Origin of the sequence: Halomonas sp. IOP_6, assembly GCF_021151565.1 — a bacterium.
GTDB lineage: Bacteria > Pseudomonadota > Gammaproteobacteria > Pseudomonadales > Halomonadaceae > Vreelandella > Vreelandella alkaliphila.
The window spans coordinates 264,621-286,410 of record NZ_JAIRBO010000002.1; the positions used below are offsets into that span (position 1 = coordinate 264,621).

Sequence of the window (21,790 nt, forward strand, 5' to 3'; positions counted from 1 at the left end):
GCCTGGGTCTATCGGCATATGGCCAAACTCCGAGACATACAGGGTCGTTTCTACGCGGATTACCAGTCGGTGATCGAGTGGCGTTCGAGAAAGTCAGCGTGCTCGATCTAGCAGAACACCGCGATATCTTTGATAGTGACACACAGCGCCAAGACTGGCAGGTGCTAGCACTGGAATAGGTCTGCTATCGTTACCCCGCTGAAGAGGCACGGCCAAGCTTTGCCATTGTGACCTTAAAGCGCGGCGAGGTGGTGTTTCTAATTGGCGGTAACGGCAGCGGGGAACCCACCCTGGCGATGTTGTTGGCGGTCGCTGAACAGCGCGACCTATTGCTGCTGGACGAGTGGGCCGCCGATCAAGACCCTCAGTTCCGCCGGGTGTTTTGCCGCGAGCTACTGCCGCAGCTACGAGCGCTGGGTAAGTCGCTGGTAGTGCTTAGCCATGATGACCACTACTTTGACAAGCCGATCGTCTGCTGGAAATGCGCGGTGGGCAACTAGTTGAACTCACCGGCGAACAGCGAGAAGCGGCCAGCCGCGATGCGGTGGCGAGGGTGACTGGGTAGCTAACTAATACACCGTACGATCACTCTGCGTCATTTCCCAAACCATCAATACGGTTTCTATATAAGCAAAACTAATGCCCCATTAGCAGGATGATTTTTAGTTATTAAGGTTGCCCGCTATCTTAGTGCCACGATTCTTTAAAGCGATGCTAATTCTGGTACTGGGGGCAGGGCAATGTGGGAAAGTTACTTAACGGGCTTGGTAGTATCTGGCGGTATCATCATGGCTATCGGGGCGCAAAATGCCTATGTGCTGGGGTTGGCGGTGCGTCGTGAACATCACTGGTGGTCGGCGGGGCTGTGTATGAGCGCGGATATTATCTTGCTAACCGCTGGTATGTTTGGTGCTAGCGCGTTTTTACTGACAATGCCTAACGCGATGGAAGCCATGCGCTGGGTAGGCGTAGCGTTTTTAAGCTGGTTGGCTGCACAGGCATTACTGCGGGCTGTTAGTGGGCGCGCAGGATTGGAGGCCGGTAGCGTAAAAGCGCGCAGCTTGCGTGGAGTACTGTTGGCGACCTTGGCCGTTACGGTATTGAACCCTCAAGTGTATCTGGACACGCTATTGTTAATTCCTGCCATTGGTGCTCAGCAGGAGAGTGCTGGTGTGTTCGTTGCAGGTGCATCGACTGCCTCTGTTCTTTGGTTCAGCCTGCTGGCGTGGGGCGGTGCCGCGCTTTCGCCTTGGCTTTCCCGCCCGGTAGCGTGGCGTACCATTGATGGGCTAATTGGCCTGATGATGGCGGTCATCGCCATACACTTAGCGCTGGGGTCTACGTTGCTCTGACAGGTCTCAAGGCTGACTAGAGACGGCTGAAGTAGCTCTGCATAACGGCGATTACTTTATCTATATCGGCATCATCAATATCACGGTGGACAACAAAACGCGTGGCATAAAGTAGCTCAATCAAAATGTCATGCTCTTTCAGCCAAGCAGAGAGCGGCTTTACGTGTTCGTCGGGAAAGTGCGCGAACACCATATTGGTTGCCTGAGCGGTAATCTCAACGCCAGGCAGTTTCGCTAAGCCTTCCGCCAAGCTTGCTGCACGACGGTGGTCGTCGGCTAAGTCAGCGACATTGTGCTCCAGAGCATACTGGCAGGCGGCGGCGATAATGCCTGATTGGCGCATGCCACCACCAACCATTTTACGCCAGCGCCGTGCGCGGTCGATCAAGGCTTGCGAGCCCACTAAGGCAGAGCCGATGGGAGCGCCCAGGCCTTTCGAAAAGCACAGCGACACGCTATCAAACGGCAAGCAGAGTTGCTTCAGTGAGGTGTCCGTAGCTACCGCGGCATTAAACAGCCGCGCACCGTCTAAGTGCGTTGCCAATCCCCGTTCGCGGGCCAGGTTGGTGGCTTGGATTACGTAGTCTGCGCTTAGCACTTTGCCGCCAATAGTGTTTTCTAGCGCTAGCAGCTTAGTGCGCGCAAAGTGGAAGTCGTCGGCTTTGATAGCTGCGCTTATTTTCTCTAACGGCAGGCTGCCATCGGCGGCATTTTCAATTGGCTGCGGTTGAATGCTGCCTAACACCGCTGCGCCACCGCCTTCATAGCGATAAGTATGGGCTGACTGCCCCACAATGTATTCATCGCCGCGTTCGCAGTGGGCCATTAGCGCCACTAGGTTGCTTTGTGTGCCGCTTGGAAATAGCAGCGCCGCTTCCTTGCCTGCCTGCTCAGCTAGCTTTTCCTGAAACGTATTGACCGTTGGGTCATCACCCCATACATCATCGCCCACTGGAGCAGCCATCATGGCCTCTTTCATGGCGGGGGAAGGCCGAGTCACCGTGTCACTGCGTAGGTCAATCATGCGAAACTCCTGTGATGACAAAAAACTCTTTTCGAGCATACTGCATGTCTAATAAGCGCGAAAAGCGAAACCTCAATACGTAGAGAAAGGACAGAGTCATGCTCGCCACCGATCTAAAGCTCCGTGCCCTGGAACGCAACGATCTGCGCTTTGTTCACGAGCTAAATAATAACCAGAGCATCATGTCGTATTGGTTTGAAGAGCCTTACGAATCATTTGATGAGCTGGAGGAGCTTTATAACAAACATATTCATGACAACGCCGAGCGGCGCTTTGTGGCAGAGGACAGCGATGGGCATGCCATTGGTTTAGTCGAGCTGATTGAAATCGACTACATTCACCGCAGCGGTGAATTTCAGATCATTATCACGCCAGATCACCAGGGCAAAGGATTTGCCCGGTCATTGATCCGTCAAGCGCTGCACTACTCGTTCACGATTTTAAACCTACACAAAATATATCTGATTGTGGCGGTGGAAAACGTCAAAGCGATTCATCTCTACGAGGAGAGCGGCTTCATAGAGGAGGGGCATTTGGTTGAAGAGTTTTTCATCAACGGCAAATACCGCGATGTGAAGCGAATGTATATCTTGCAGGACACTTACTTAGCGCAGTTGGCTTAATAAATAAGCCGTGAATGGTCGCCAAATCCAATGCTGCATAAAGGTGTTGTGATGAAATATTGATCAGAACGACAACGCCTCAGGCTGAAAACTATCCAAGGGCTGAGGCGTTGTTACTTACTGCTGGCTCATATAAGCAGCGATGGCGTCAAAGGCTGCGCGTTGCTGTTGGGCACGGTTAGCCCAAACCTGCATCACATCCACTTCTACTGTCTGACCTTGAGCAGCGAAAGATGACATGGCGAGTACTCCTAATTCAGAGGTTGAGGGACGGTTCAGCCATCCTGGGCTCTAGTGACCCTAGTTTAGTTATACATAGTTTGCTTTGTGCGACGCAGCAAGTTAGCTGCGGGTTAAAGTCTATGCGCATTTCAGCCCTTAAAGCTAGTCCTAAAGATGTAGGAAAAGTGCCATGACGTGTAAGAAATGGCTTACAAAATCAATAGCTGATCACCTACATCATTGAATGGAAAAGATTTTCATAATATAAAAAAGCCGACTAAAAAAGTCGGCTTGTGTCGTTATCTTTTCGTCTATAGGGGAGAGATGGCGATAAAAAATACTTCTTTTAGCCGAAATAGGCCGCTAATGCTTCATTAGCAGCATGCTGCCAATGGGCTTGACGGTGCCAAAAAGTAAGTACCTCGTCATCTTGTGTCGATAATCCGAATGTAGAGATCATAAGGTGGTCCTCCTATTGGGACACACCTAGAGTATAGGTTATTTTTGTTGCGGTGCAGCATTTTAACCATTGTTAACAAAATAAGCGGTGCACAATCTTATGTACCTAGAATGGTATGCTGATGACATACCTATAACTAATCAATAAAACAACGAGTTATATCATGGCGCCAACAACTCCCGATTCTGACACCCTCAATCCTGAACCTATCTTCCAAGACCGCTGGGTAGCAACTCCACGTGGTCGCCTGTTTACTCGTGCTTGGGAAACATCTCATTTGTGCTCGGACGTGCCTATTGTCCTGCTCCATGACTCGTTAGGTTGTGTGGATTTATGGCGTAGCTTTCCCGCAGCACTATGTGCGGCGACCCAACGACGAGTGATTGCTTATGACCGTCTCGGGTTTGGGCGCTCCGATGCGTGCCTGGCGCCGCCACTGCTGAGCTTTATCGACGATGAACCCTCTACTAGCTTTGCGGCACTTCAGAACGCGTTTCAGTTGACGCATTTTATTGTGCTGGGACATAGCGTCGGCGGTTGTATGGCTGTGCACTGTGCAGGGCAGTATGTAGAGCAGTGCCAAGGAGTGATTACCATTGCAGCGCAGGCGTTAAATGAGCCGCGTACGCGACAAGGTATTGAAGAGGCACGGGCCGCCTTTCAAATGCCGGAACAATTTGCCAAATTAGAAAAGTATCACGGTGATAAAGCTCGTTGGGTACTGAATGGCTGGATAGACACGTGGTTACATCCAGCATTTGAACACTGGTCGCTTATTCCCGCCCTTAACCGCGTTCACTGCCCCACGCTAGTGCTTCATGGTGAAAACGATGAATATGGTTCGCACCGCCAACCTGAATGTATCGCTCGCTATACACGTGGTTCAGCACACAGTGAAATACTGCCGGGCGTTGGGCATGTGCCCCACCGTGAAGTGGAAGCCGTGGTGGTTCACTATGTTAGAGAGTTTATTGAGCGGCTTACGCCATAAAACGACCGTTACACAGGGAAAAGTGAGGAATACTATGCGCTTGCGAATTTTATCCGACCTTCATTTGGAGTTTTTTGATGGAGACCGCGAATTGCCAGAAGTTGAGGCCGATATCGTCATTTTGGCGGGCGATATTCATCAGAAAACGGAAGGGCTTGCTTGGGCCAGACAGCGGTTTCCAGAAATGCCTATTTTATATGTGCCGGGAAACCATGAATTTTACGATGCCTGCATGCCGCTACTCCGTGAAGAGCTCGCCATCGAAGCCAAGCGCTACAATATTGAGTTGCTGGATAATCGAGCGGTGACTATCGGGGGAGTGCGTTTTTATGGCACCACGTTATGGACTGATTTTGCGCTCTATGCCGATGACCCAACGCACAACCCAGCAGAGACCGGCGCTAAAGCACTGCGCTATATGCCCGATTTTAGCATCGTGACAACAGCTCCAGGTCAGGTCTTTACCCCTCAAGCTAGCCAAGCATTACACGTTGAAGCACTTGCTTGGCTTAGTAATGAGCTTGAGCAACCCTTTGATGGGCCCCGCATTGTTATTAGCCATCACGCGCCTTTACACAGCTGCATTCCTGAACAGTATCTTGGCGATGCATTGTCCCCAGCCTTTGCCTCCCACCTACCTCAATTGATGGGCAAGATGAACCTATGGGTGCATGGCCATGTCCATGAGCCCGTCGATACTTTATATAACGGCACGCGTGTCATCGCTAATCCAGGTGGTTATCCCTATGAGTTCACTCCAGCGTTATTTGAGCCGAGCTTGGTGGTTGAAGTTGATTGATAGGTCATTGAATCAATAAACCCTTTCGCTCTTGGATCCTGCATATAAGCAACGTTGAGTCGCCGCCAGGGTGTTGGCTGATGATCGGCAAAGAATAAATGTCCAGGCGACAGGGTAACTTTCCAGTCATCAGCCAGTTCACTCAATCTTTCAGATGTTATCGCTGCCGGTGGCTTTGCCCACACAAACATCCCGCCGGTAGGCTCGGTATAAACATCCCAATTGGCACGTTTGAGCATCGCAAGTGCCCTAGACATGTGGTTGGAAAGCCTAGCACTTAATCGCTCCGTCAGCTTTCGGTAGCTACCGTTTTGAAGCATGGTGGTAATGACTTGCTCTGCAAAGCGTGAAGAAGAAATGCTGGTTAGCATTTTGATATCGACAATGCGTTGCACCATTGACGAAGGCGCCGCGATATAACCAACGCGCAGCGAAGAGGAGAGGCTTTTTGAAAAACTGCCCAAGTAAATAACCCGGCTAAGGCCATCTAACGCAGCTAAGCGAGCACTTGGCGTATGTTGAAAGTCTGCGTATATATCATCTTCTATCAGTTTGAAATCGTACTGCTCGGCTAATTGTAATAAGCGATGCGCAATGGTGGGCGTTAGCGTTCCCCCTGTGGGGTTTTGAAAAACGCTGTTGGTATAAAAAAGTGTCGGCCGATGCTCTGCAAGTAATTCTTCTAAGCGTTCAAGGTCAGGACCGTCGGCTAAGCGAGGCACGCCGATAACACGAACACGTTGCAGATGTAGCAGGCCAAATAAGTTGTAATAGCCTGGTGATTCCACGAAGACAACGTCTCCGGGTTCGAGAAGCAAGCGTACCAATAAATCTAGCGAATGACTGCTGCCGCTGGTGGTGACAATTTGCTGATGATTTGTCGAGATCGCTAAAAGCCGAAGTCGCTCTTGTATTAAGTGCCGTAACGCCGTGGGGCCTTGGGGGGTACTGTATTCAAAAATGTCCGCGCGATTCATACGCGCAACTTGGCGGATCGCATAGGTTAAATCATCGCTCTCCCGCCAATGGCTGGGTAACCAACCACATCCAAGGGGCAGGGCCGTATCATCAGCACTAAAAAGCCCCCAAAGCCCGTTGGTCACTTCCTGCAGTGGGCTGGAAACTGTTTGGTGCTCACTTGGTGGACTATCGGCAACAAAAAATCCTGCCCCCGGTTTTGAGCGGACCAACCCTGCCGCGATTAAACGCTCATAAGCCTCAATGGCCGCATTGCGGCTAACGTGGTGTGTCGCAGCTAAATAGCGAATTGAGGGGAGGCGGCTGCCATTACCAGGTTTGTTTTGTTTAATCCAAGTGCTGATCGCCTCTTCAAGTTGCTGTGCAATAGGCGTATTGGCATGCCGATCAACTTTTAACTTCATATAAAGTCCTGCTGGATCAACTGTTCATTAAAAAATCGGAACAGTGCCTCAATAATAGCGGCCCAGTGTATCTTACCCCGCTTGAATAAGCGTGCGAGCTTTATGGTTCTTTTAGCAATCTCAAGTGAGTTAATGCATGAACCAGTTCAGCGCAGCCCGCCTTGCTTTCGGGCTATGTATGATCACCACGGCCGTTAATTTGCAGGCACCGCTATATGGTGCGTTGGCAGCGCAAGGCGGGGTTGGTGTTGGTGCCACGACAATTGCTTTTGCCTGTTACGTAGCAGGGGTGATGCCTGTATTGCTGGGGCTTAATGGCTTGGCCGAGCGGGTAGGTTATAAAGCCATCATTGTCACTGCGTTACTGCTTAATATGCTGGCCACTTGCCTTATGCTAATAGCGCCTGGCATCGTAATGCTTGGCGTGGCGCGTTTTCTACTTGGGGTGGGGACCGCGCTGGCATCTGCGGTAGCGCCAGCCTATATGCAACAATTATGGCAAGGCGATGATAAACAAGCTTCTACCAGTTACGTCACGATTAGCAGCGCGCTTGGGTTCGGTTTAGGGGCAGCGGTGACCAGCGTTTTTATCGTTACTACGCCTAGCTTAACGCCCCCCAGTTTGTGGTTATATCTATGCATTAGCGCTTTCGCATTAATAGGCGTGTTGACGTTGCGAAAAAGCATACCTAGTGGGCCGAAAGGCAGCATGTTACGTTTGCCAAGTTACCCAAAAGGGGCTATTCGATTTGGCTTTGCGATTCTAATTGCCTGGGCCACGGTGGGGTTGGTGATTGCCATATTGCCTTCCGCATTAGAGCAGCATGGTTTAAGCGTTTGGAGTGGTTTCGCTGTTTTCGGTATTTGCAGCTGTGGCGTGTTGTTTCAACCCTGGGCCAGAAAGTTGTCGTCATATCGGTCTACGTTATTGGGACTTGCGATTCTGCCACCGGCTTATGGGCTGATTGCTTGGGGAGCTATCGCGGGGCACTTACCCATATTACTACTAGGCACGATCATGGCTAGCAGCGCCTGTTACGGCTTTATTTACCTAGGCGGATTAAGTGGCGTGTTAGCCGTCGCTGGCCCATCTTCTACCCAAGCGAGCGCTGGATATTTTCTAATGGCCTACATTGGTTTCAGTATTCCTGTGGTCACAACGGGAGTGCTTATAGATGCCCTAGGGCATAGCGCGGCATTAACGCTGTTTGGAGTTGCCTTACTTGGGGGAGTTGTCACAACACTACGGTTAGTTATCCAGAATCAACGAGAGTATCGACCCTCGCTGATTGATTAGGGTGGCTGTGTGTCTGACTGCCGTGCTGGCCGCGCTATATCTATGCCCACCCAGAGATCAACGTTCCCACTCAGATAAGGCACTGGGCTATGGATCGCTTTTTAGCATGGCGCGATTAAGCGTGTTTCTTCACTAACTGCCCGCATGAAGGCGCTGCCCAACGATCATCTTCGGTGAAGACCACATCACAGACGACCGGTGAGTAAATGCGGCGTACTTCTTCATCAATTTGCTGGCGTAGGGCATCTTGATGGGCAAGCGTAGACTCATGCAGCGCTTTGGGTAGCACCACGTGAACCATGATATATAGCAGGCGGCCAGGGCGTACCATGCGAACCCGTACTTCCTGGGTGTCGATATCTGCAAGACCACGAGCAACCGCCTGGCGCACTGGCTCGGCGATTGCTTCGTCGGGCGTTTTATTGAGCAGCTCGCGCAGAGCCTGGGAGGCCATACGCACCGGTACGCCAAGGCATAGCAACACCACGGCCATCACCAGAAGTGAATCGACATAAGGTACGATTCCCCGCCAGTCTAAGCGCTCAAACAGCATCACCAAGCAGAACGCTGCTAACACAGCAGCCGAAATAATGCTGTTCACCAGCCAGTTAAGCTTGTCTGCAGCCACCAGCGGGCTACTAACATGGCACTGACTGCGGTGCATTACCCAAGCGGTGAGTGAGCAAGCGGCGGTGGCAAACAGTGCGTAGATAACCGCAAGCCCCGCTGAGATCTCCCGCCCACCTGTCAGTAGCGCAGCGATAGCGTCTACTAACGCAAAGATGGAAACGCCTAATATCAATAAACCTTTGCATAGATTTACTAAAGACTCGAAGTAGCTGTAGCCAAACGGGTAGGACTCGCTATCGGGTCGGCTGGCTAGCTTACTGACCTTGATGGTGACCAGCGCTACGCTAAAGTAGATAAGGTTAAATAACCCATCCAGCAAAATAGCCTGGGAGTTAGATGCCAGTGTCGCAGTGATACCTGCACACCCAATCAGCAGCGCCATAAAGGCAGAAAACGCTAAGGTGCTGGATTCTGTTTTCACGAACGTTTGCTCCAATATTACCTACCCAAGAGGCTGGCAAGCATAGCAATATCAGTGGTCGCAATGTCAGTGATTTGTTTATTCTAAGGCTATGGAGATAGTCTTTGATGCACTGATTTAGCACCCAAGGAGAGATGTGCTTATGCGCCATGCTGATGCTTTTTCCTTCAGACAAATTGCTCCGGAAGATGCCGCCGAACTATTGTTGTTCGAAGCCACTGAACGTGACTGGTTTGAGCAGCATATAGAGGCCAGAGCGGAGCACTTCTACACGCCGGAAGGTATTAGCCAGCATATTCATGAGTACTTGGCGTTAAATGCCCAAGGACGTATGAGACCGCTTATTATCCAACATCGAGGTGCGATAGTTGGGCGCGCCAACCTACGTGAAATAGAAAATGGTTACGCTAAGGTGGGGTATCGGATAGCCCAACATGCGTGTGGTAATGGGTTGGCGCAAAAGGCGCTGAACCATCTGATTAGCGAAGCTCGTTGCGTTTACCAAATTAATACGCTTACGGCGACTGTTTCTTTAGACAATCACGCTTCACAGCGGGTACTGAAAAAAGCTGGGTTCGAAGTAATGGAAAAGCTACCTGAGTATTCGGTAGTAGCGGGGCGGAAGCTTGACTGTGTGGTGATGCAAAAAACAGATGTGTAGTGTTTAGAAACAAATGTATTGTTGTGAGATAGGACTTTAGCTTTGGTTCGACACTTCGACGATGATTCAACTGATTTACCTAGTTATAGCAAGGGCGGCTACGCCGCCATCGCCCGCTAAAAGCGGCCTCCTACATTAGATGATGAGCCTTGAGTGCCTGAATAAAATTAAGCGGGCACTGATCATGGGCAGTCACTGATTTAATGAGACCTGAATCCTCGCAAACGTATGCATAAGTACTTAATGGTCTGCCCTGGGATAGGTTGAAGCCTGCACCAGGGACAGGCATGTCTACGAAGTTAATGAAAATAGCGTTGGCATTTTTTGCGCTTCTTGTTGAATGTTGTCGTCGACCGGCGTGTCGTAAGTCTTGAGCAGATAGCCCAATACCGAATAAAACCCCACCATAGCAATTAGGTCGATAACGGCCTTGCGCCCGATAGCATCTGCGAGTTCTGCTTCTTGCTCAGGGGACAGCATTCGCTGGTCAAACAATGCATCCACAGCGTCGACGATAAGACCATCAACGCCTTCGGGGCGAGTTCTAATGGCTTCAATTCGAGCCGTGGTGAACCCGAGAGCGAGCGCCCGGCTAACGTGGTGAGCCCACTCGTAACGTGACCCCATGCGCAGGCCAGCGCGTAGAATCACCACCTCGGTTAATTCTGACCCTAAGGCATTTTCCTTAACAACATGCTGGCGTAAAGGTGCCCAGGCGTTGAGTAAAGCCGGGTGATGAGCCATGGTGCGATAGACATTGAGAGCACCGGCAAAGTCTTCGCGTAATTCAGCGATCTCGTTTGGCCAATCGGCATCAGCAATAGGCGGGCAGGGAGAAGAGGGCGTCATGGGTGAGCTCCATTCAGATAGGGTGCGTGACATCACTCGGCGATGGCGGCGTTGATGGCGTCGGTAATGCGCTCAATGATTAGGTCGACATCATCGGCTTCAATAACATAGGGCGGTGCCAGCAGGATATGATCACCGTGAATACCATCAATCGTGCCGCCCATAGGATAGCTGATTAGCCCACGTGCCATGGCTTGTCGCTTAATCTTGGCGTGAATTTTTCGGCTCGGATCGAAAGGTGTTTTAGTGTCCCGGTCCGCCACCAGCTCGATACCGCGAAACAGCCCTCTTCCCCGGATGTCGCCGACATAAGGGGATGCACCGAGAATGTCTTCCAAACCGCTTTGTAATCTCGCGCCCATGGCGTTTACATTGGCAAGTGTCTCGGGGCGCGCAATGATTTCAACCACTTTGTTAGCAGTTGCCGCGGCAACAGGGTGGCCGATGTAAGTATGCCCGTGCTGGAACAGCCCAGAGCCGTTGGCAAAGCTGTCGTAAATTTTGTCGGACAGCATCACTGCGCCGATCGGCTGATAACCCCCGCCCAAGCCTTTGGCTATTGTGACGATGTCCGGTATGACGTCGTCTTGCTCGCAGGCGAAGACCGTGCCGGTGCGACCCATGCCGCACATCACTTCGTCGAGGATCAGTAGTACGCCATATTTGTCGCAAACCGCACGTACACGTTTAAAGTAATCCGCGACAGAGGCGACAGCGCCAAGGGTGGCGCCTACAACGGGCTCGGCAACGAACGCCATGACTTCTTCAGGGCCGAGTTCGAGAATCTTTGCCTCGAGTTCGTCGGCAAGCCGAATAGCGTAAGCCTCTGGCGGTTCATCGGCGCCTTTTTCACGATAGGCGTAGCAGGGGGAGACATGATGAGTTTCTGGCAGGATGGGCTGAAACTGCTTACGCCGCATCGCATTGCCACCGGTTGCCAACGCACCAATTGTGTTGCCGTGGTAACTCTGACGCCTGGCAATGATGTGCCTGCGCTGGGGGGCGCCAATTTCCACGAAGTACTGCCGTGCCATCTTCAGCGCCGCTTCAACGGCCTCTGATCCGCCTGACACGAGGTAGACGTAATTCAATCCTTCAGGTGCCAAATTGACGAGTTTTTCAGCAAGCGCTTCGGCAGCGTCGGTGGTGAAAAACGAGGTGTGTGCGTAGCAGAGGTTATCAATTTGAGCGCGCATCGCCGCCAGTACTTCCGGATGGGCGTGCCCCACACTGGTGACCGCAGCGCCTCCTGAGGCATCTAGATATCGGCGCCCAGTGGTGTCTGTAATGTAGACGCCTTGCGCCGACGCGGCATGGGGGAGTGTTGGGCCGATACTGCGATGAAGAATACGAGTCATGGAAGCTGTTCCTTATGGTCACCAAGCGATGTGAGCACGCCATGATGAGGAGATTGGCACAATCTCATTAACAAATGCAACAATTGAATCATTATGTTTGATGTTAAAACATGTAGATCATTGTTTTTTTACAACAGTAACGTTTAAATCGGCTGCCGTTTTAACAAGCCGTATAAGAGGCAACACGCATGCCGCAGCGCGACCCTTTAAGGGAACAGATTATCGCCCAGTACGATGCTATGTCGCCGCAGCTTCAGCAGGCTGCCCGCTACGTGCTGGAACACCCGGATGAGGTGGCACTGGTTTCTATGCGCGAGCTGGCGCGCCATGCGGGGGTGCAGCCTGCCACCATGACACGGCTTGCAAAGTTCCTGGGCAAGCAAGGATATGATGATATCCGCGAGCACTATGTGGCAGCGCTGCGGCGGGGAAGTGATGGCTTTGCCGCCAAGGCTCGCCAGCGAAACGAGGGTGCTAGAGCCTCGGCCAACGGCAATATCGCCGCGCATATGCTGCATGGGCTGAGTGCTCAGATTACCCGGCTCTGTGAGGCTGACTCACTGCAACGGTTGGAAGCCATCGCTAACACGCTGAAATCGGCGAGAAAAGTGTATGTGCTAGGCTTGCGCTCATGCCACTCCGTGGCGTGGCATTTCCATTACGTTATGTCACTGCTGGGGGACCGCTCGGTCCACCTAGATGGGCCGGCGGGAACCGGCGGTGATGCGCTAATTCGTGCCACCCCTGAAGATGCCTTGCTGGTTGTTTCCGTCAAACCTTACGCAGTAGCGACACTGGAACTGACGCAGTTGGCAAAAGACAAGGGGCTGACGATTCTGTCGATCACCGATAGTGAAGTATCGCCACTGGTAGGGCTGTCAGATCAGACGATTTTTTGCCCCACGGAAAGCGACAGCTTCTTCCACACGTTAACGCCCGCCTTAGCCATCTCCGAAGTACTGTGCACCTTATTGGCAGAAGATGATCGGTCACAGGCACTCGATGCGTTGCAGCGGGCAGATGAGCATTTTTTGAGCCTGAATACCTACGCGAGCGCTATTCCTCGACGGGAGTGACGTCATCGTAAAGTCGCTGTCAGTTATCCCTCCACCCATACCTCCTCGCCCCTAAACGCGACTTTCCAGGTACGCAGCTTGATGTTCTCATCCTCTAAGCATTGACCATCTTCAAGGCGAAAGTGCTGCTTATAGAGTGGCGAGGCAACCACCGAGCTGCCTTTTACATCACCGATAATGCCGCGGGCAATGACGTTAGCGTTAGAAAACGGATCAAAGTGGTCAAGGGCGTAGAGTTCTTTCTCCTGTCCTTGGGAGCGCTGCCTCGGTAAGTAGAAAATGGCCACTTGGGCTGGGCCTTCTGACGTGTTCAACCAAGCAGCGACGCCGGAAAATGCCACTAAGTCAGCTTTAGTGCAGAGCGGCTGCCAGGTGTCGGTGCTTACGGTGTGCTTGAGTGCGGTCGCGGTCATCAGTTACCTCATTAACGTTGTCTGGTTTGCGATTATGTAGTGTTTAAGCAGGGCATTAGTGTTTAAGCAGGGCATTAGTGTTTAAGCGGGACGTAGCTGGCCACGCTCGGAGGTCATGATGATTGACGGATCAGGGCGGTCGTCGTTGACAAAGCTGCGGAAGCGCTTGAGTTTGTCTGGGTCGCTGATGGCGTCGGCCCATTCGCACTGGTAGGTATCCACCACGCTTTGCATCTGGCGCTCCAGCTCGTCGTTGATGCCTAAGCTGTCTTCCAGAATCACCTCTTTTAGGTACTCCAGGCCGCCGTCGAGGTTTTCGCGCCACACCGAGGTGCGCTGTAAACGGTCGGCAGTGCGCACGTAAAACATCAAGAAGCGGTCAATGGTGCGGTAGAGATGATCGTCGTCCAGGTCAGTGGCGAACAGTTCAGCGTGGCGAGGGCGCATGCCACCGTTACCGCACACGTAGAGGTTCCAGCCGTTTTCGGTGGCAATAATGCCGATGTCTTTACTCTGGGCTTCGGCGCACTCGCGGGTGCAGCCGGAAACGCCAAACTTGATCTTGTGGGGCGAACGCAGGCCCTTGTAGCGATTCTCCAGTTGAATCGCCATGCCGACGCTGTCCTGCACGCCGTAGCGGCACCAGGTGCTGCCCACGCAGGATTTCACCGTGCGTAGCGATTTACCGTAGGCGTGTCCGGTCTCGAAGCCTGCGGCAATCAGTTCGCCCCAGATATCTGGCAGGTCTTCCAGGCGGGCGCCGAACAGGTCGATGCGCTGGCCGCCAGTAACCTTCGAGTAGAGGCTGTATTTTTTGGCCACTTCGCCCAGCACGATGAGTTTGTCTGGGGTGATCTCGCCACCGGCCACACGCGGCACCACCGAGTAAGTGCCATTTTTCTGCATGTTGGCCATAAAGGTGTCGTTGGTGTCCTGCAGAGGAATATGCGCCGCGTCGGTGATCGGCTCATTGAAGCAGGAGGCCAGAATAGACGCCACCGCGGGCTTGCAGATGTCGCAGCCCAGGCAGTGGGTGTCTTGATTGCCGTGCTTTGCGATTAATTCGCTGAAGGTTTTGATGTCTTCCACGCGCACAATATCGTAAAGCTCCTGGCGGGTATGGGCGAAGTGCTCGCAAATCGATTTATCAACCTCTACGCCGCGGGCTTCTAGCTCATGGTCAACCACGCTTTTGAGCAGCGCGGTGCAGCCGCCGCAGCCGGTGCTGGCTTTGGTAGTCGCTTTGACACCGCCTAGATCCACCGCGCCCGCATCAATAGTGGCGCAAATATCGCCTTTAGTGACGTTGTGACAAGAGCAGATGGAGGCGGTTTCCGGCAGCGCACCGGGGCCGAGAGTGGGTGCGGCGCCGCTGCTTTGGGGCAGAATCAATGAGGCGGGCTCGTCGGGCAACTCAATGCCGTTGGAGTAGTACTGCAGCAGCGTGTCGTAAACGCTGTTATTGCCCACTAGCATGGCGCCGAGCAGCTTTTTACCGTCGCTGGAGACCACCAGCTTGCGATACTCCTGCTTGATCGGGTCTAAGTAGCGAAACATGCGCGCGCCGGGGTTTTGATTGCCATAGGCGTCACCTATCGAGCCCACATCCACGCCCAGCAGCTTGAGCTTGGTGCTCATATCCGCGCCGCCAAACTGGGTATCGCCTTCGGTTAGCGTCGAAAATGCTGCTTTGGCCATTTGATAACCGGGGGCGACTAGGCCAAAAATACTCTGGTTCCACAGCGCCACTTCACCAATCGCCAGAATGGCCGGGTCGCTGGTGAGGCACTGGTTATCCACTACCACGCCGCCGCGCTCACCAATTTCCAGGCCGCAGTCACGGGCCAACTGGTCGCGGGGGCGAATACCGGCTGAGAACACAATCAGGTCGGTTTCCAGTACTTTGTCGTCTTGGAAAACCATGCGATGGCGGCTCGCCTCGCCATCTTCAATACGCTGGGTGGCGCGCTCGGTGAGCACCTGTACCCCAAGGGCTGCAATTTTTTCCCGCAGTAGCTCACCGCCTTCGTTATCCACCTGCATCGGCATTAAGCGTGCTGCGAACTCTACAACGGCGGTATCCAGGTTCAGGCCGCGCAGGGCATTTGCTGCTTCCAAGCCCAGCAGGCCGCCGCCAACCACCACACCTGTGGTGGCGTTTTGGGCGGCAGCCTGAATGGCGTCTAGGTCGTCCAAGGTGCGGTACACCAAACAACCATCGCGGTCGTTACCGGGAATCGGCGGCACAAAGGGGAACGAGCCGGTGGCTAGCACCAGGCGGTCGTAAGGGTAACGGCCTTGTTCGGTGACCACCTCTTGTGAGTTGCGGTCGATCTCAATCACAGCCTTGCCAGTGCGCAGCTCCACGCCGCTGGTGGCGTAGTAATCCGCTTCGCAAAGCGCGAGCGAATCGGCATCGCGGCCGCTGAAGTATTCAGACAGATGTACACGGTCATAAGCGCGGTGGCGCTCTTCGCCAAACACGGTGACCTGATAGCGCTCAAGGGCGCCGTTATCGACGAGCTGCTCGACCAGGTGGTGGCCGACCATGCCATTACCAATAATAATAAGCTGCTGTTGGGTAAACATTTAAGCCGCCTCCGACGTTGTATGAGAAGAGTGTTTTGAAGAAGAGTGTTTTGAAGAGAGCTCAGAAGAATCAGGGCTGTGTTGAGATGCTTCGCGTAGCACATCGACATCAGCGGCACCAAACAACAAGGCTTGGCGGTAAGCGTTGAGATCGGTGCCCGCGAGCGCCTGCTCGAAGTACCAGGGGCCTTGGCTGGTGTCGCCGTAAAGCACCGCGCCTTCTATCTGGCCGTTGCGCAGTAGCAGGCGGCGGTAGTCGCCGCGCTCAAGGTCGTGATAATTCAGCACTTCATGCTCGGCGCTGGCCTCGGTGGGGCCAAAGGCGTAGAGTGCTACACCGCTGACTTTCAATTTGGTAGCAGTGGTGACTTCTTGATAACCATCGGTTGTTTCGCCGCACAGCACGGCTGCCAACACGTCAACCTGACGCCAAATCGGCTCCACTAGCCCATAGGTGTGCTGATCAAATTGGCAGCATTCGCCCAGGGCTGCGATATGCGGGTCAGACGTGGTCAGGTGCGCGTCAACCACAATGGCACGTTCGCAGCGAAGCCCCGCCTGCTGCCCCAGCTCCACATTGGGCGTAATGCCCGCCGCGACAATCACACTATCGGCGGGTAAACGGCGGCCATCGCTCAGCATGACCGCCTGGACGTGTCCGTGGCCGTTATCTTCCAGCACAGCAAGCGAAGCGTTTGTTGCGATATGGATGCCGCGCTGGCTCAGGGTGTTTTCGAGCAGGCAGGCGGCGGTTTCATCCAACTGGCGGTTCATCAGCCGCTCGCTGCGCTGGAGCACGCTCACCTTGATGTCACTGCCGCGTTTACGCAGTCCTTCAGCCGCTTCAAGACCCAGCAGGCCGCCGCCGATAACAACCGCATTGCCGCCACGTTGGGCGATGGCTTCTAGGGCGGTGGCGTCTTTCAAGTCGCGAAAGCTATGGACGCCGGCTAGCTCAATGCCGGAAACGCTGGGTATCGTTGGTCGTGAACCCGTCGCGATCACTAAGTGATCGTAATCCAGGCAGCGGTCGCTCTCCGTAGTAATACGGCAGTTGTCGCGATCAATCGTTACTACTTTTTCGTCGAGAAGCAGGGTAATGCCCTGTTCGGCGTACCATGCTTGGTCACGGAAAGTAAGCGCATCGGTGGCGAGCTCACCCGCCAATAAGGGGGAAAGCAGTATTCGGTTATAGGCAGGTACAGGCTCTTCACCAATAACGGTGATACACGTTGGGCGCCGTGGATGGCGCACCAGCGCTTCAATTAGGCGATGGCTGGCCATGCCATTGCCAATGATAATTAGGTGGTCGATAGATGCGCACCGGGAAGCGGTTTCCATAGGTGGCTCCTTGCATTCAGCATGTGTGTCGAGCAATAAAAAAACGCCCCTGACACTGCCCTTCGTTAAGAAAGGTGTGTCAGGGGCGTCGTTGCCCGTTAGCGTCGTTAAGTCACGTCGATGAGCACGCTGTGCAACCGCCGTTGGCTGCCGAGTTGTCTCATATGCTTAATACGCAGCAAAAAATTAGCCAGCTACTCCCTTGATATGAATTAATTCTTTCTAATCAGTTGCTTGGTTTTTTGATGTGCCCACAAGCTCTCGCCTGAGTAAATAAGTAAGCGCACACTATTGGTGCGTTTGGCGAGTGCTGCGCACGGTCATAGAACGCTAGTGGGCAAACAGCGGGGGTTGAATGTGCTATCAAATGATTTGGTTATTTTTATAAGATTTTGTTTTTGAATGTTATTTTGTTTTTTGTAGGGAGTTGGGCTTATTGATTGCAGTAATGTTGATAACAAGTAATAACGGCTCATTGCAGTGTATTAGCCAAATAAAACACAATGACAAATAGCAACGAACAACACTAACTGCAGCAAACCACTGATGAGTATGGCACCAAAGTGGGTGCCCCTGTGACAACGGCGTCCAGGCAGGCTTCTTTTGAGAAGCTCGCTTGGGCGCTTTTTGCTTTTTAACGCCGGAGGAAAACGCAATGCCAAAGCCTAATCGGCTCGCTGAAGGCGATATCCGCACCACGTGTCCCTACTGCGGCGTTGGCTGCGGAGTGAAAGCAACGATAGACAGTGGCAACGTCATCGCTGTGGAAGGAGATCGTGAACATCCTGCTAACTACGGGCGCTTGTGTGTTAAAGGCACGGCGCTGCATGAAACACTGGGCGCGAATGACCGCTTGCAACACCCTAGGGTGGATGGAAAAGACGTTTCCTGGGAGCAGGCGTTAGCCGAAACGGCACGGCGTTTACAGGCGCAGCGTAACGCGCATGGCAATCATACGGTTGCCGCGTATCTTTCGGGACAGCTGTTAACGGAAGATTACTATGTGGCAAATAAGCTGTTTAAGGGCTTTTTAGGCACGCCGCATCTGGATACCAATTCGCGGCTGTGTATGGCGTCAGCGGTGGCGGGCTACAAGCGCGCTTTTGGCGCCGACGCGGTGCCCTGTAGCTATGAAGATTTGGAAGAAGCGGAATTGGTAGTGTTGGTCGGCTCTAATCTGGCCTGGAATCATCCGGTGCTTTATCAGCGCCTGAAAGTTGCCAAAGAGCGCAACCCATTGATGCGTGTGGTGGTCATCGACCCTAGGGTGACCGATAGCTGTGAAATTGCCGATCTTTATCTTGGTATTCGACCGGGCAGCGATGCTTATCTGTTCAACGGGCTGCTGGCGTGGATGTCAGCACACCATCGACTGGACAGCCTCTACCTTAAACGGCATACCGAAGGGTTTAGCGAGGCATTAAACGCTGCTCAGCAGAGTGCCAGCAGCGTGAATGATATCGCAATAGCCTGTGACGTCGATCCGGAGCGCTTAGAAACCTTTTACTACTGGTTTGCCAGCCAGCTGCATGTTGTCACGCTCTATTCTCAAGGGGTTAATCAATCCACCAGCGGCACCGATAAGTGCAATGCCATCATTAATTGCCACTTGGCAGGCGGTAAACTTGGCCTGCCGGGGGCTGGGCCATTTTCAATCACTGGCCAGCCTAATGCTATGGGCGGGAGAGAAGTGGGTGGGCTTGCCAATCAACTGGCGGCGCATATGGACTACCATACCCCCGGTGCGCTTGATCTGGTCAGCCGCTTTTGGGCCACTGAACATTTAATTCCTACGCTGCCAGATGCCCCCGGCCATAAAGCGATTGAACTGTTTGATGCCATTGACCGTGGTGAGATTACGGCGCTGTGGGTAATGGCAACCAACCCCGCCGTTAGCCTGCCGGATGGCGCAAAGGTACGCCGCGCGTTGGCAGCGTGTCCGCTGGTAATTGTATCGGAATGCGTTGCTAACACTGATCTGCTGCCCTATGCCGATATTGTGCTACCCGCGTCAGGTTGGTCGGAAAAGGATGGGACGGTCACCAATTCTGAACGACGAATCTCCCGCCAGCGCGGCATGCTGACACCGCCTGGTGAAGCTCAACACGACTGGTGGATTATCTGCGAAGTTGCTAAACGCTTGGGGTTTGCTGAAGCGTTTAGCTACTCCCATCCATGGGAAATTTTCGACGAGCACGCACGGCTCTCCGGTTTTGAAAACTGTGGCACGAGCAAGCGGTTGTTTGATATTTCGGGACTGGCAGGCAAAGGGCAGGCCGCTTATGATGCGCTCTCGCCGATTCAGTGGCCGGTTAATCAATCTGCGCCTCGGGGCACGTCAAGGTTGTTTGAAGAGGGTGTGTTTGCCACGGCCAATGGCCGAGCCAAACTATTGCCGATTACGCCACGGTTGCCAGAACAGGCGCTCAGTTCGACCTATCCGCTGCGACTGAATACTGGGCGAGTGCGCGATCAATGGCACACCATGACCCGCACCGCCAGAGCACCGCGGCTGATGAATCATCGGGCAGAGCCGTTTATTGAACTGCACCCTGTGGATGCGGCCAACGCGGGCGTAGCTGACCAAGGGCTTGCGATGCTGACGGCAGTTGAAGGTGAGTACCGTGGGCGAGTACGTATTTCAAACGCCCAACGGCAAGGGGAAGTGTTTGTGCCCATGCACTGGACCGACTGCTTCACCAAGCAGGGCCGAAGCGGCGCACTGATCACTGGCTATACCGACCCTGTGTCTGGCCAGCCAGAAACCAAGCAAGGGGCGGTAGCATTAACGAATTTGTCCATTGATTGGCAAGCAACGCTACTGGTGGCCAACGACCAAACCAGTACGGATACCCCCAGTTGGTGTGAAAACACTTATTGGTCGCGTATTCCTATGGGTAACTGCGAGCGCTGGCAGCTCGCTGATAGGGCACCGGTCAGCGATTGGTTGGCAACGGTGGAGGCTTGGCTCGATGTACCCGCGTCGCTGTGGTGCGAAGATAGTGGTAGCGGCAGACTGCGCGCAGCAGGAATAGTGAATGGCCAGTTACGCTGGTGGCTAATGGTAGGGCCACCGCAAGAATTACCGGGGTTTGCTTGGCTTGAGGCGCGCTTTAACGACGCGACGCTAGACCTTCACCATCGCCAACGGCTACTGGCAGGTTGCGATGATGGTGCGGTAGATGCGGGCCCCGTTGTGTGTAGCTGTCATCAAGTAGGACAAACCACTATCATTAAGGCAATTCGTGGGGGCGATATCAGTGTTGAAGCCCTCGGCGCCCGACTGGCTTGCGGCACTCAGTGCGGCAGCTGTATTCCAGAATTAAAATCATTACTTGAAGAGGAGCGTCCAAATGCGTGCGCTAAGCAAACAACTCACCCAGAAATGGCTTGAGGTCTTTATGCGCCTCAGCCAGCGGGTGTTAGCGCCCTTTGGCCGCGAATCAGCCACGCGCTTAAGCCTTCCGCTTAGCGGCGAATGCCGTTCTGGGACAGTGTATTTAGTCGGTGCAGGCAGTGGAGATATGGAACTGCTCACCTTGAAAGCAGCGCGTCTGTTAATGCAGGCCGATGCGGTAGTCTATGACCGCTTAGTGGGTGACGATGTGCTGGGGCTGATACCGTCAGGCACCGAACGCTATTACGTGGGAAAAGCAAGCGGGCATCATAGCGTGCCTCAAGATGAGATAGGCGCGCTGATCGTCTCGCTTGCCCAGGCGGGTAAGTCGGTTGTGCGTTTGAAAGGTGGCGACCCAGGCGTATTTGGGCGTATGGGTGAAGAACTGGGGGCGCTAGCGAATGCCTCAATATCTGCTGAAATAGTGCCAGGCATTACCGCTGCCTCGGCGGCCGCTTCGGGGATGGGGATTCCACTAACAGATCGTGGCCATGCCCAACAGTTGCGCTTTATTACGGCGCAACTGTGCCGGGAGGGTGGCACGCCGGACTGGGCAACCCTTGCCCGTCAGGATGAAACCCTAGTGTTCTATATGGGGCTTTCCAAAGTAGACGCCATCTGCCACGGCCTACGCCAAGCGGGTCTGCCCGATACGTGGCCCATTATGTTGGTGGCCAATGCTAGCCAGCCCGAACAGCAATCGTTGGTGGGCACGTTGGCGGATATGCCCGCGCGACTCGCTGCTCAACCGTTACCCTCACCGTGCTTGATTATGGTGGGCAGCGTGGTGAGCATGGTGGCGGAAAGCCCTGCCGCGAGCACGTTAGCCACTTATGGTGATCAAACGTCATCGTAAGGCATTGGGAACTTGATCAATCTCATTTGGTCATAGAAGCGGCGAAACC

At 53.5% G+C, this 21,790-nt stretch carries 18 protein-coding genes and 1 pseudogene; 10 read left to right on the forward strand and 9 right to left on the reverse strand.

Going from position 1 to position 21,790, the window contains the following annotated elements; genetic code table 11:
- Window positions 1-65: 65 nt before the first annotated feature.
- Window positions 66-565: pseudogene (locus K7H08_RS04780) on the forward strand (multidrug ABC transporter permease/ATP-binding protein); the annotation flags it as partial.
- A gap of 175 nt (window positions 566-740) precedes the next feature.
- Complete coding sequence (locus K7H08_RS04785; RefSeq protein WP_038481947.1) at window positions 741-1,352, forward strand: LysE/ArgO family amino acid transporter; 612 nt, start codon at window positions 741-743, stop codon at window positions 1,350-1,352.
- 16 nt (window positions 1,353-1,368) lie between these two features.
- Here K7H08_RS04785 and ltaE read toward each other — a convergent pair whose 3' ends face one another.
- Entirely contained in the window at window positions 1,369-2,376 is a 1,008-nt protein-coding gene (gene ltaE / locus K7H08_RS04790) for a low-specificity L-threonine aldolase (RefSeq protein ID WP_231657319.1), read from the reverse strand.
- A 98-nt stretch (window positions 2,377-2,474) separates the two neighbouring features.
- Here ltaE and speG point away from each other — a divergent pair, with 98 nt between their 5' ends.
- Window positions 2,475-2,999 (forward strand): spermidine N1-acetyltransferase, encoded by a 525-nt coding sequence (gene speG / locus K7H08_RS04795; RefSeq protein WP_038481953.1) that lies wholly within the window; start codon window positions 2,475-2,477, stop codon window positions 2,997-2,999.
- 117 nt (window positions 3,000-3,116) lie between these two features.
- Here speG and K7H08_RS18385 read toward each other — a convergent pair whose 3' ends face one another.
- Window positions 3,117-3,239 carry a hypothetical protein gene (locus K7H08_RS18385; protein WP_267900575.1) on the reverse strand — a complete coding sequence of 41 codons (123 nt, stop codon included), beginning with the start codon at window positions 3,237-3,239 and terminating at the stop codon, window positions 3,117-3,119.
- Window positions 3,240-3,844: 605 nt separating this feature from the next.
- On the opposite strand from K7H08_RS18385, the gene K7H08_RS04800 reads away from it, so the two are divergent.
- Window positions 3,845-4,672, forward strand: a complete 828-nt coding sequence (locus K7H08_RS04800) for an alpha/beta fold hydrolase (RefSeq protein WP_231657320.1) — start codon at window positions 3,845-3,847, stop codon at window positions 4,670-4,672.
- 34 nt (window positions 4,673-4,706) lie between these two features.
- Window positions 4,707-5,471, forward strand: coding sequence for a metallophosphoesterase (locus K7H08_RS04805; RefSeq protein ID WP_231657321.1), 765 nt, complete (start codon window positions 4,707-4,709; stop codon window positions 5,469-5,471).
- On the opposite strand, the gene K7H08_RS04810 is transcribed toward K7H08_RS04805, so the two are convergent.
- Window positions 5,417-6,853 (reverse strand): aminotransferase-like domain-containing protein, encoded by a 1,437-nt coding sequence (locus K7H08_RS04810; protein ID WP_231657322.1) that lies wholly within the window; start codon window positions 6,851-6,853, stop codon window positions 5,417-5,419. The genes K7H08_RS04805 and K7H08_RS04810 overlap by 55 nt on opposite strands.
- Before the next feature lie 136 nt (window positions 6,854-6,989).
- Between K7H08_RS04810 and K7H08_RS04815 the strand changes: the two genes are divergently transcribed.
- Entirely contained in the window at window positions 6,990-8,150 is a 1,161-nt protein-coding gene (locus K7H08_RS04815) for an MFS transporter (protein WP_231657323.1), read from the forward strand.
- Between the two features lie 115 nt (window positions 8,151-8,265).
- On the opposite strand, the gene K7H08_RS04820 is transcribed toward K7H08_RS04815, so the two are convergent.
- Window positions 8,266-9,201, reverse strand: coding sequence for a cation diffusion facilitator family transporter (locus K7H08_RS04820; protein ID WP_198348533.1), 936 nt, complete (start codon window positions 9,199-9,201; stop codon window positions 8,266-8,268).
- A 142-nt stretch (window positions 9,202-9,343) separates the two neighbouring features.
- On the opposite strand from K7H08_RS04820, the gene K7H08_RS04825 reads away from it, so the two are divergent.
- Window positions 9,344-9,862, forward strand: a complete 519-nt coding sequence (locus tag K7H08_RS04825; RefSeq protein ID WP_231657324.1) for a GNAT family N-acetyltransferase — start codon at window positions 9,344-9,346, stop codon at window positions 9,860-9,862.
- Window positions 9,863-10,153: 291 nt separating this feature from the next.
- Here K7H08_RS04825 and K7H08_RS04830 read toward each other — a convergent pair whose 3' ends face one another.
- The gene (locus K7H08_RS04830) at window positions 10,154-10,711 is read right to left on the reverse strand and encodes a carboxymuconolactone decarboxylase family protein (RefSeq protein WP_231657325.1); all 558 of its coding nucleotides are present in this window, start codon (window positions 10,709-10,711) and stop codon (window positions 10,154-10,156) included.
- A 32-nt stretch (window positions 10,712-10,743) separates the two neighbouring features.
- A complete protein-coding gene (locus K7H08_RS04835) occupies window positions 10,744-12,069 on the reverse strand; it encodes an aspartate aminotransferase family protein (protein ID WP_231657326.1) in 1,326 nt (441 codons plus the stop codon).
- Window positions 12,070-12,257: 188 nt separating this feature from the next.
- Between K7H08_RS04835 and K7H08_RS04840 the strand changes: the two genes are divergently transcribed.
- Window positions 12,258-13,145, forward strand: a complete 888-nt coding sequence (locus K7H08_RS04840; protein WP_231657327.1) for a MurR/RpiR family transcriptional regulator — start codon at window positions 12,258-12,260, stop codon at window positions 13,143-13,145.
- 23 nt (window positions 13,146-13,168) lie between these two features.
- Here K7H08_RS04840 and nirD read toward each other — a convergent pair whose 3' ends face one another.
- The 3 genes from nirD to K7H08_RS04855 all read right to left on the reverse strand — a co-directional run bounded on the left by nirD (window position 13,169) and on the right by K7H08_RS04855 (window position 17,488).
- Window positions 13,169-13,558, reverse strand: a complete 390-nt coding sequence (gene nirD, locus K7H08_RS04845; protein ID WP_198348528.1) for a nitrite reductase small subunit NirD — start codon at window positions 13,556-13,558, stop codon at window positions 13,169-13,171.
- A gap of 81 nt (window positions 13,559-13,639) precedes the next feature.
- Window positions 13,640-16,147: a nitrite reductase large subunit NirB gene (gene nirB, locus K7H08_RS04850; protein WP_231657328.1), complete on the reverse strand. Its 2,508-nt coding sequence runs from the start codon at window positions 16,145-16,147 to the stop codon at window positions 13,640-13,642.
- Window positions 16,148-17,488, reverse strand: coding sequence for an NAD(P)/FAD-dependent oxidoreductase (locus K7H08_RS04855; protein WP_231657329.1), 1,341 nt, complete (start codon window positions 17,486-17,488; stop codon window positions 16,148-16,150). It abuts the gene before it with no gap.
- Between the two features lie 655 nt (window positions 17,489-18,143).
- Between K7H08_RS04855 and K7H08_RS04860 the strand changes: the two genes are divergently transcribed.
- Both K7H08_RS04860 and cobA read left to right on the forward strand, forming a co-directional pair.
- Window positions 18,144-20,882 carry a nitrate reductase gene (locus K7H08_RS04860; protein WP_231657330.1) on the forward strand — a complete coding sequence of 913 codons (2,739 nt, stop codon included), beginning with the start codon at window positions 18,144-18,146 and terminating at the stop codon, window positions 20,880-20,882.
- Window positions 20,842-21,741: a uroporphyrinogen-III C-methyltransferase gene (gene cobA, locus K7H08_RS04865; protein ID WP_231657331.1), complete on the forward strand. Its 900-nt coding sequence runs from the start codon at window positions 20,842-20,844 to the stop codon at window positions 21,739-21,741. The genes K7H08_RS04860 and cobA overlap by 41 nt, the downstream gene beginning before the upstream one ends.
- Window positions 21,742-21,790: the final 49 nt, after the last annotated feature.